This window comes from Variovorax sp. P4_D9 (assembly GCF_056401695.1).
In genome coordinates this window covers 1-10,538 of record NZ_JBFUIU010000293.1, presented here as the reverse complement: position 1 = coordinate 10,538, position 10,538 = coordinate 1, and the positions used below count along the sequence as shown (strand labels likewise).

Below are 10,538 nucleotides of genomic sequence, written 5' to 3'. Positions count from 1 at the left end.
GCCCTTCACCTTCCGGGCGATGGTGGTTCGCACCTACTGGCCCGGCGCCACGGCGCAGCAGGTGGCCGAGCAGGTGACCGACAAGCTCGAGCGCACCTTGCAGGAGGCGCCCTACGCTGACAAGATCCGCAGCTACTCCAAGCCCGGCGAGTCGCAGATCATCTTCGAGATCAAGGATTCATCGAAGCCCGGCGAGGTCGCGAACGTCTGGTACACGGTCCGCAAGAAGATCAGCGACATGCGTTCGACGCTGCCGTCCGGCGTCCAGGGGCCGTTCTTCAACGATGATTTCGGCGATGTCTACGGCGTGATCTACGCGCTGGAAAGCGACGGCTTCAGCTACGCCGAACTCAAGACCTTCGCCGACGATGTGCGCCAGCGCCTGCTGCGCGTCAAGGACGTGGCCAAGGTCGAGCAGTTCGGCGTCCAGGACGAGAAGATCTTCATCGAGGTGTCGCAGAAGCGCATTGCGCAGCTGGGCCTCGACTTCAACGCCGTGCTGGCCCAGATCGGCTCGCAGAACGCGGTCGAGAGCGCCGGCACGATCCAGGCGCCGCTGGACGTGGTCCAGGTCCGCGTGGGCGGCCAGTTCACCAGCGTCGAGCAGCTGCGCGCGATGCCGATCCGCGGCAGTTCCGGCAACCATCTGCGCCTCGGCGACATCGCCGAGATCCGCCGCGGCTATGTCGATCCGCCCGCGATCAAGGTGCGCCACCAGGGCCGCGAGGTGATCGCCCTCGGCGTCTCGATGGCCAAGGGCGGCGACATCATCGCGCTCGGCAAGGCGCTGCGCGAGGCCACCGGCGAAATCGACAAGCGGCTGCCGCTCGGCGTCAAGCTGGTCCAGGTCCAGGACCAGCCGGTGTCGGTGGCCAGCTCGGTCAACGAATTCGTCAGCGTGCTGATCGAGGCGGTGGCGATCGTGCTGGCGGTCAGCTTCGTCGCGCTCGGGCTGCACAAGGGCGGGCGCTTCGGCTGGTACGTGGACATCCGGCCCGGGCTGGTGGTGGCGATCACGATCCCGCTGGTGCTGGCAGTGACCTTCCTGGCGATGAACTACTTCGGCATCGGCCTGCACAAGATATCGCTGGGCTCGCTGATCATCGCGCTCGGCCTGCTGGTGGACGACGCGATCATCGCGGTCGAGATGATGGTGCGCAAGATGGAGGAGGGCTACGACAAGGTGCGCGCCGCGACCTTCGCCTACGACGTCACGGCCAAGCCGATGCTGACCGGCACCTTGATCACCGCGGCCGGTTTCCTGCCGATCGGGCTGGCCAAGTCGGTGACCGGTGAATACACCTACGCCATCTTCGCCGTCACCGTGATCGCGCTGGTGCTGAGCTGGTTCGTCTCGGTCTACTTCGTTCCCTACCTCGGCACGCTGCTGCTCAAGGTCAAGCCGCACGACCCAGACGCGCCGCCGCACGAGCTCTTCGACACCCCTTTCTACAACGCCTTCCGCAAGTCGGTGAACTGGTGCGTCGAGCACCGCTGGCTGACCATCGGCGCCACCGTGCTGATGTTCGCGCTCGGCATCGCCGGCATGGGCAGGGTGCAGCAGCAGTTCTTCCCCGACTCGAGCCGGCCCGAAATCCTGGTCGAGCTGTGGTTCCCCGAGGGAACCTCTTTCTCGGCCAACGAGGAAGTGGTCAAGCGCGTCGAGACCCGGCTGCAGCAGGAGGAGGGCATCTCCAGCATCACGAGTTGGATCGGCTCCGGCGTGCCGCGCTTCTACCTGCCGCTCGACCAGGTGTTCCCGCAGACCAACGTGGCCCAGCTGATCGTGCTGTCGAAGGACCTCAAGGTGCGCGAGAAGCTGCGCCTTCGGCTGCCGGCCGTCCTGGCGCAGGAATTTCCCGAGGCCCGCGGCCGCGTCAAGCTGCTGCCCAACGGGCCGCCGGTGCCCTACCCGGTGCAGTTCCGCGTCGTCGGCGCCGAACCGGCCCAGTTGCGCGTGCACGCCGATGAGGTCAAGGCGCTGATGCGCGAGAACCCCAACATGCGCGGGGTCAACGACAACTGGAACGAGTCCGTGAAGGTGATCCGTCTCGAGGTCGACCAGGACAAGGCGCGCGCGCTCGGCGTCACCAGCCAGGCCATCGCCCAGGCCTCGCGCACCATGTTCAGCGGCACCACGGTCGGCCAGTACCGCGAGAACGACCTGCTGATCGACATCGTGCTGCGCCAGTCGCCGGACGAGCGCGAGGCGATCTCGGACATCGGCAATGCCTACCTGCCCACCAATTCGGGCCGCTCGATTCCGCTGACCCAGATCGCCAGGCCGACGTTCAGCTGGGAGCCGGGCGTGATGTGGCGCTGGAACCGCGATTACGCGATCACCGTGCAGGGCGACATCGTCGAAGGCCTGCAGGGCGCGACCGTGACCAACGAAGTGCTGCCGAAGCTGCGCGCGCTCGAGGCCCGCTGGCAGGCCGCCGGGGACGGCGCCTATCGGATCGAGGTGGCGGGCGCCGTGGAGGAGAGCAGCAAGGGCTCGGCCTCGATCGTGGCCGGCGTGCCGATCATGCTGTTCCTGGTGTTCACGCTGCTGATGCTGCAGTTGCACAGTTTCAGCCGCTCGCTGCTGGTCTTCATCACCGGGCCGCTCGGCATCGTCGGCGTGGCCGGCGCGCTGCTGGCCTTGAACCGGCCCTTCGGTTTCGTCGCCCTGCTCGGCGTGATCGCGCTGATGGGCATGATCCAGCGCAACGCGGTGATCCTGATCGACCAGATCGAGAGCGACCGCGCAGCCGGCGTGCCGGCCTGGGACGCCATCGTCGAATCGGCGGTGCGCCGGCTGCGGCCGATCGTGCTGACCGCGGCGGCCGCGGTGCTGGCGATGATCCCGTTGTCGCGCAGCGTGTTCTGGGGGCCGATGGCGGTGGCGATCATGGGCGGGCTGATCGTCGCCACGGTGCTGACGCTGCTGGCGCTGCCGGCGATGTACGCGGCCTGCTTCCGCGTCAGGCGCGAGACGCCGGCGCCGTCAGGAATCGCTCCGGTTAGCGTTTAAAATACGCGGTTGACCGATTTCAGGCGGGTGGGGCGAAGGCCCTGCCGCCGCAAACTACCGAAGGCTGGGCGCCCCGAGCGCCCGGCCAACTTCGGTACTCACCTGAAAAAATTGAAAACTGGAACTGCGCGGGTGGCGAAATTGGTAGACGCACCAGGTTTAGGTCCTGACGTTCGCAAGAACGTGCCGGTTCGAGTCCGGCCCCGCGCACCAGCAGAAAAGACCCCTCACAAGGAAGACTGAAATGACCGTGAACGTTGAAACCCTCGAGAAACTCGAACGCAAGATCACGCTGACCTTGCCGGTCGGCACCATCCAGTCCGAGGTCGATTCGCGCCTCAAGAAGCTGGCCCGCACCGTAAAGATGGACGGTTTCCGTCCCGGCAAGGTGCCGATGAACGTCGTCGCCCAGCGTTACGGCTACTCAGTCCACTACGAGGTCATGAACGACAAGGTCGGCGAGGCTTTCTCGCAGGCCGCCAACGAAGCCAAGCTGCGCGTCGCCGGCCAGCCGCGCATCACCGAGAAGGAAGAGTCGCCCGAAGGCCAGCTGGCTTTCGATGCGGTCTTCGAAGTCTTCCCCGACGTCAAGATCAACGACCTCGCGGGTGCCGAAGTCGAGAAGATCGACGCCGAAGTGGGCGATGAAGCCATCGACAAGACCCTCGACATCCTGCGCAAGCAGCGCCGCACCTTTGCTCAGCGCGCACAAGACGCCGTGGTGGCCGACAACGACCGCGTGACGGTCGACTTCGAAGGCAAGATCGACGGCGAGACCTTCCAGGGAGGCAAGGCAGAGGACTTCCAGTTCATCGTCGGCGAAGGCCAGATGCTGAAGGAATTCGAGGACGCCGTGCGCGGCCTGAAGGCCGGCGACAGCCGCACCTTCCCGCTGTCGTTCCCGGCCGATTACCACGGCAAGGACGTGGCCGGCAAGCAGGCCGATTTCATGGTCACCGTGAAGAAGATCGAGGCCTCGCAGCTGCCCGAAGTCAACGAGCAGCTTGCCAAGTCGCTCAGCATTGCCGACGCCACGGTCGAAGGCCTGCGCGCCGACATCAAGCGCAACCTCGAGCGCGAGGTCAAGTTCCGTTTGCTGGCGCGCAACAAGAACGCCGTGATGGACGCCCTGATCGCCAATGCCGAACTCGACCTGCCGAAGTCCAGCGTGCAGGCCGAAGTCGACCGCATGATCGAAGGCGCCCGCGCAGAGCTCAAGCAGCGCGGCATCAAGGACGCCGACAAGGCGCCGATCCCCGACGACGTGTTTCGCCCGCAGGCCGAGCGCCGCGTGCGCCTGGGCCTGGTGGTGGCCGAGCTGGTGCGTGCCAACAACCTGCAGGCCAAGCCGGAGCAGATCAAGGCCCACATCGACGAGCTGGCCGCCAGCTACGAGAAGCCGGCCGACGTCGTGCGCTGGTATTTCAGCGACAACCGCCGGCTGGCGGAAGTCGAAGCGGTGGTGATCGAGAACAACGTCACGGATTTCGTGCTCGGCAAGGCCAATGTCAACGCCAAGTCGGTGTCCTTCGACGAGCTGATGGCCCAGCAGGGCTGATCACGCAGGCTGCCGCGCCATGGGGCTTGTGCTTTGTGGCACGAGCCCCATTTCGTCTGGGTACCGTACAAAATCCCTCAGGAGAGCACACATGAGCGCACAGGAAATTCAAGGCCTCGGCATGGTTCCGATGGTCATCGAGCAATCGGGCCGCGGTGAGCGTTCCTACGACATCTATTCGCGCCTGCTCAAGGAGCGCGTGATCTTTCTGGTCGGCGAAGTCAACGACCAGACCGCCAACCTGGTGGTGGCGCAGCTGCTGTTCCTCGAGAGCGAGAACCCTGACAAGGACATCTCGTTCTACATCAACTCCCCGGGCGGCAGCGTCAGCGCCGGCATGGCGATCTACGACACCATGCAGTTCATCAAGCCGGCCGTGTCGACCCTGTGCATCGGCTTCGCGGCCAGCATGGGCGCCTTCCTGCTGGCGGCCGGCGAGAAGGGCAAGCGTTTCTCGCTGCCCAATTCGAAGATCATGATCCACCAGGTGCTCGGCGGCGCCCGCGGCCAGGCCACGGACATCGAAATCCATGCCCGCGACATCCTGAAGACCCGCGAGCAGATGAACCGGATCCTGGCCGAGCGCACCGGCCAGTCGTTCGAGAAGATCGCCCGCGATACCGAGCGCGACTACTTCCTGACGGCCGACGAATCCAAGGAGTATGGCCTGATCGACCAGGTCATCTCCAAGCGCAGCTGAAAAGCCCGGCGCTGAGGCGCGCGAGCAAGAACGGCGTTTTCCTTGGGGGAAAACGCCGTTCTTCTTCAGGCCATCGATGGGCTTGTGGGCTTTCATCTTCGCTATCATTGTTAAACCCCTGTTACGAGGCATCTGCCCATGGCCGAGAAAAAAGGCTCCTCCAGCGAAAAAACGCTTTACTGCTCGTTCTGCGGGAAGAGTCAGCACGAAGTCAAGAAGCTGATCGCCGGTCCATCAGTCTTCATCTGCGACGAGTGCATCGATCTCTGCAACGAGATCATCCGCGACGAACTGCCCGCGGGTGACGACGCGCGCGAGGCGCGCCACGACCTGCCGACGCCGCTGGAGATCAAGGCCAACCTCGACAACTACGTGATCGGCCAGGAGCCCGCCAAGCGGATGCTCGCGGTGGCGGTCTACAACCATTACAAGCGGTTGCGCCACAAGGAGAAATCCAAGGGCGACGACGTCGAGCTCAGCAAGAGCAACATTCTCCTGATCGGCCCGACCGGCTCGGGCAAGACGCTGCTGGCCCAGACCCTGGCGCGGATGCTCGACGTGCCCTTCGTGATGGCCGACGCCACCACGCTGACCGAGGCCGGCTATGTCGGCGAGGACGTCGAGAACATCATCCAGAAGCTGTTGCAGAGCTGCAACTACGAGGTCGAGCGGGCTCAACGCGGCATCGTCTACATCGACGAGATCGACAAGATCTCGCGCAAGTCGGACAACCCGTCGATCACCCGCGACGTCTCGGGCGAGGGCGTGCAGCAGGCGCTGCTGAAGCTGATCGAAGGCACCATGGCGAGCGTGCCGCCGCAGGGCGGGCGCAAGCACCCGAACCAGGATTTCCTGCAGATCGACACGACCAACATCCTGTTCATCTGCGGCGGCGCCTTCTCCGGGCTCGAGAAGGTGATCGAGAACCGCACCGAGGCCTCCGGCATTGGTTTCGGCGCCTCGGTCAAGAGCAAGCAGCAGCGCAGCCTGACCGAGGTGTTCCGTGAGGTCGAACCCGAAGACCTGATCAAGTTCGGCCTTATCCCCGAGCTGGTCGGCCGGATGCCGGTGGTGGCCTCGCTGGCCGAGCTCAGCGAGGACGCGCTGGTGCAGATCCTGACCGAGCCGAAGAACGCGGTGGTCAAGCAGTTCACCAAGCTGCTGCAGATGGAAGGCGTCGACCTCGAGATCCGTCCGGCGGCGCTGAAGGCGATCGCCCGCAAGGCCCTGGCCCGAAAGACCGGCGCCCGCGGCCTGCGCTCGATCCTCGAGCAGTCGCTGATCGACACCATGTTCGAGCTGCCGAACGCCACCAATGTCGACAAGGTGGTGGTCGAAGAGTCGACCATCGACGAGAACAAGCCACCGTTGCTCGTTTATCGCGAGGCGGCCAAGAAGGCCTGATGCGGCCCCCACGCTCCCTCACTGCGTGTAGTCGCTGCCCCCCGAGGGGGCCGCAGGCCGCCTCGGGGCGGCCCGGCGTCGGCCTGATGCCCATCCGGACGGCTGCTCCCCGCCAGGCGTTCGGCGTCTTCGACGAAGACCGTGCCCGCGCACTTGAAAAGTGCGCGCGGCCGACCATCTTTCCATGATCAAGTAAAGGATTCCCATGTCCGGTCATACCCCCCTGCCTGCCACCGAACTCGACCTCCCGCTGCTGCCGCTGCGCGATGTCGTCGTGTTCCCCCACATGGTCATCCCGCTGTTTGTCGGCCGGCCCAAGAGCATCAAGGCGCTCGAGCTGGCGATGGAGGCCGAGCGCCGCATCATGCTGGTGGCGCAGAAGGCCGCCGCCAAGGACGAGCCCTCGGTCGAGGACATGTTCGAGGTCGGCTGCATCTCGACTATCCTGCAGATGCTGAAGCTGCCAGACGGTACCGTGAAGGTGCTGGTCGAAGGCCAGCAGCGCGCCCGCGTGAACCGCATCGACGACGGCGAGACCCATTTCTCGGCCAACGTGACGCCGGTCGAGGCGATCGAGGTCGCGACCCAGAAGGGCACCGAGGTCGAGGCGCTGCGCCGCGCCGTGATGCAGCAGTTCGACCAGTACGTGAAGCTCAACAAGAAGATCCCGCCCGAGATCCTGACCTCGATCTCGAGCATCGACGATCCGGGCCGGCTGGCCGACACCATCGCCGCCCATTTGCCGCTCAAGCTCGACAACAAGCAGGCGGTGCTCGACCTCGACGACATCAAGGCGCGGCTCGAGAACCTGTTCGGCCAGCTCGAGCGCGAGGTCGACATTCTCAACGTCGACAAGAAGATCCGTGGCCGCGTGAAGCGCCAGATGGAAAAGAATCAGCGCGACTTCTACCTCAATGAGCAGGTCAAGGCGATCCAGAAGGAGCTCGGCGAAGGCGAGGAAGGCGCGGACATTGAGGAGATCGAAAAGAAGATCAAGCTCGCGAAGATGCCCAAGGAAGCGCTCAAGAAGGCCGAGGGCGAGCTCAAGAAGCTCAAGCTGATGTCGCCGATGTCGGCCGAGGCCACCGTGGTGCGCAACTACATCGACGTGCTGATTGGCCTACCGTGGAGCAAGAAGACCAAGATCAAGCACGACCTCGCCCATGCCGAGGAGGTCCTCAACGAAGACCACTACGGCCTCGAGAAGGTCAAGGACCGCATCCTCGAATATCTCGCAGTGCAGCAGCGCGTCGACAAGGTGAAGGCGCCGATCCTGTGTTTGGTCGGCCCGCCGGGGGTCGGCAAGACCTCGCTCGGGCAGTCGATCGCCAAGGCGACCGGCCGCAAGTACACCCGCATGGCGCTCGGCGGCATGCGCGACGAGGCCGAGATCCGCGGCCATCGCCGCACCTACATCGGCGCGCTGCCGGGCAAGGTGCTGCAAAGCCTGAACAAGGTAGGCACGCGCAACCCGCTGTTCCTGCTCGACGAGATCGACAAGCTCGGCACCGACTTCCGGGGAGACCCGTCGAGTGCGCTGCTGGAAGTGCTCGACCCCGAGCAGAACCACACCTTCGGCGACCACTACGTCGAGGTCGATTTCGACTTGAGCGACGTGATGTTCGTCGCCACCTCGAACTCGATGAACATCCCGCCGGCGCTGCTGGACCGGATGGAAGTCATTCGCCTCGCGGGCTACACCGAGGACGAGAAGACCCACATCGCGCTGAAGTACCTGCTGCCAAAGCAGATGAAGAACAACGGCGTGAAGGAAGACGAGCTGCTGATCAACGAGGAAGCGGTGCGCGACATCGTGCGCTACTACACCCGTGAGGCCGGCGTGCGCTCGCTCGAGCGCGAGCTGTCGAAGATCTGCCGCAAGGTGGTCAAGGGCCTGCTGCTCAAGAAGATGGAGCCCAAGGTGCTGGTAACCGGCGCCAACCTGAACGACTTCCTGGGCGTGCGCAAGTACAGCTTCGGCCTGGCCGAGAAGCAGAGCCAGGTCGGCCAGGTGGTCGGCCTCGCTTGGACCGAAGTCGGCGGCGACTTGCTGACGATCGAAGCGGTCACGATGCCCGGCAAGGGCGTGATCAGCCGCACGGGTTCGCTCGGCGACGTCATGAAGGAGTCGGTCGAGGCGGCCCGCACCGTGGTGCGCAGCCGCGCCCGCCGGCTCGGCATCAAGGACGAGGTGTTCGAGAAGCGCGACATCCACATCCACGTGCCCGATGGCGCGACGCCCAAGGACGGCCCGAGTGCGGGCGCCGCGATGACGACCGCCTTCGTGTCGGCGCTGACCGGCATCCCGGTGCGCGGCGACGTCGCGATGACCGGCGAGATCACGCTGCGCGGCGAGGTSACGGCGATCGGCGGCYTGAAGGARAAGCTKCTYGCGGCSCWSCGYGGYGGCATCAAGACCGTGCTGATCCCCGAGGAGAACGCCAAGGACCTGCAGGACATCCCCGAAAACGTCAAGAACGGCCTCGAGATCGTGCCCGTGAAGTGGATCGACAAGGTGCTCGAGATCGCGCTCGAGAAGATGCCGACGCCCTTGTCCGATGAGGAGGTTGCGGCCTCGGCCGCGGCGGTGGCCGAACTCGCCAAGCAGCGGGCCGCGACGCCGGTCGAAGGATCGGTGAAGCACTGAGCTTCGGGTGTTGCGAGGCCTCGAAAAAATGCGATATAATTTGAGGCTTGAAACGCGGGAATAGCTCAGTTGGTAGAGCGCAACCTTGCCAAGGTTGAGGTCGAGAGTTCGAGACTCTTTTCCCGCTCCAGTTTTGAAAAAGGGAAGCTCAAGGCTTCCCTTTTTTTCGAGTCGAAGAAGAATTAGTTAAGCGTGGCGCGATAGCAAAGCGGTTATGCAACGGATTGCAAATCCGTCTAGCCCGGTTCGACTCCGGGTCGCGCCTCCACCGACATCGGTACCGAAAACGCAGCCCCGCCAACCCATGTTGCCGGGGCTGCTTTCGTTTGCGGTATCGTCGTTGTCCGACCGGAAGCCCGGATGGTGAAATTGGTAGACACATCGGACTTAAAATCCGCCGCTTCCTGCATAAGGGGCATACCGGTTCGACCCCGGTTCCGGGCACCACCACACTACAAGGGAGCAAGACATGCCTCGCTATAACGCTCCGTTCGAAATCCATGTGCACGGCGACGTGCCGCTGCGTTCCGACGTGAGCTTCGAGCAGATCCAGGAAGCGCTCGCGCCGCTCTGGAAATACGCCGGCGCCAAGTCGCTGGCCGACGGCGCCACCAGCGTCTACGAAGAAGAGCCCGGCATCCGCTTCGAGCAGAAGGAGCACATGCTCCAGATCTGCTGGACCGTGGCTGGCGACGAGGACTTCCGCCAGGCGCTCGACGAGATGTGCATGGCGCTGAACGAACTGTCCGAGCAGGGTGCCGCGCTCGAGGTGACCTTCTACGACACCGACTTCGACGAGGAAGAGGGCGACCCCGACGAGGAATCGCGCGACGATTTCCTGATGCTCTTCGTCGGCCCGAATCCGGCGGCCATCATGCAGGTGCAGCGCGACCTGCTGGTGGAAGACGTGGTGAACCTCATGGAGCGCCACTTCGATGGCGCGGAGCTCGGCGGCGTGGTGGCCGAGATCGACAAGCTCTTCGGCGATCGTTTCGATGCGCTGGTGAACTCGCTCGAGATCGGCAAGCGCCCGCGTGGCGGCACCGGAGGCAGCGGCACCGGCGGCCATGGCGGCGGCCGGCGCCCGCGCCACCTGCACTAGCCTTTCCCGCCGGGCCGGCCCGGCAGCGGAAGCGGACGCGGAGCGGTCACGCCGCTCCGCTCTGCTCGGCGACCATCCACTCGCGGAGTCCTCGCTTGGCCATCTGTCCCC

At 64.7% G+C, this 10,538-nt stretch carries 6 protein-coding genes and 4 tRNA genes; all 10 read left to right on the top strand.

Translation table 11 applies throughout. The features are described 5' to 3' along the window. Positions 1–3,016, top strand: a 3,016-nt coding sequence (locus AC1DY5_RS27395; RefSeq protein WP_478116495.1) for an efflux RND transporter permease subunit, incomplete at its 5' end; no start/stop codon positions are given. A 126-nt stretch (positions 3,017–3,142) separates the two neighbouring features. Then, a tRNA-Leu gene (locus tag AC1DY5_RS27390) sits at positions 3,143–3,229 on the top strand. A 31-nt stretch (positions 3,230–3,260) separates the two neighbouring features. Then, on the top strand, positions 3,261–4,574 hold the full coding sequence (gene tig / locus AC1DY5_RS27385) for a trigger factor (protein ID WP_478116493.1): 1,314 nt from the start codon (positions 3,261–3,263) through the stop codon (positions 4,572–4,574). Between the two features lie 91 nt (positions 4,575–4,665). Next, positions 4,666–5,274, top strand: a complete 609-nt coding sequence (gene clpP, locus AC1DY5_RS27380) for an ATP-dependent Clp endopeptidase proteolytic subunit ClpP (protein ID WP_093159368.1) — start codon at positions 4,666–4,668, stop codon at positions 5,272–5,274. Between the two features lie 138 nt (positions 5,275–5,412). Beyond that, positions 5,413–6,678: an ATP-dependent Clp protease ATP-binding subunit ClpX gene (clpX, locus tag AC1DY5_RS27375; RefSeq protein WP_478116491.1), complete on the top strand. Its 1,266-nt coding sequence runs from the start codon at positions 5,413–5,415 to the stop codon at positions 6,676–6,678. A 205-nt stretch (positions 6,679–6,883) separates the two neighbouring features. Continuing rightward, complete coding sequence (lon, locus tag AC1DY5_RS27370) at positions 6,884–9,325, top strand: endopeptidase La (protein WP_478116489.1); 2,442 nt, start codon at positions 6,884–6,886, stop codon at positions 9,323–9,325. Positions 9,326–9,379: 54 nt separating this feature from the next. Further along, positions 9,380–9,455, top strand: a tRNA-Gly gene (locus AC1DY5_RS27365). 64 nt (positions 9,456–9,519) lie between these two features. Further along, positions 9,520–9,593, top strand: a tRNA-Cys gene (locus AC1DY5_RS27360). Between the two features lie 86 nt (positions 9,594–9,679). Beyond that, a tRNA-Leu gene (locus AC1DY5_RS27355) sits at positions 9,680–9,772 on the top strand. Positions 9,773–9,794: 22 nt separating this feature from the next. After that, positions 9,795–10,427, top strand: a complete 633-nt coding sequence (locus AC1DY5_RS27350) for a DUF6806 family protein (protein WP_478116488.1) — start codon at positions 9,795–9,797, stop codon at positions 10,425–10,427. The last annotated feature ends 111 nt before the right edge of the window (positions 10,428–10,538 follow it).

Excerpts from the sequence above, each read along its gene's own strand:
- clpP (WP_093159368.1), top strand. The coding sequence starts at position 4,666 with ATGAGCGCACAGGAAATTCAAGGCCTCGGCATGGTTCCGATGGTCATC.
- clpX (WP_478116491.1), top strand. The coding sequence starts at position 5,413 with ATGGCCGAGAAAAAAGGCTCCTCCAGCGAAAAAACGCTTTACTGCTCG.
- AC1DY5_RS27350 (WP_478116488.1), top strand. The coding sequence starts at position 9,795 with ATGCCTCGCTATAACGCTCCGTTCGAAATCCATGTGCACGGCGACGTG.
- tig (WP_478116493.1), top strand. The coding sequence starts at position 3,261 with ATGACCGTGAACGTTGAAACCCTCGAGAAACTCGAACGCAAGATCACG.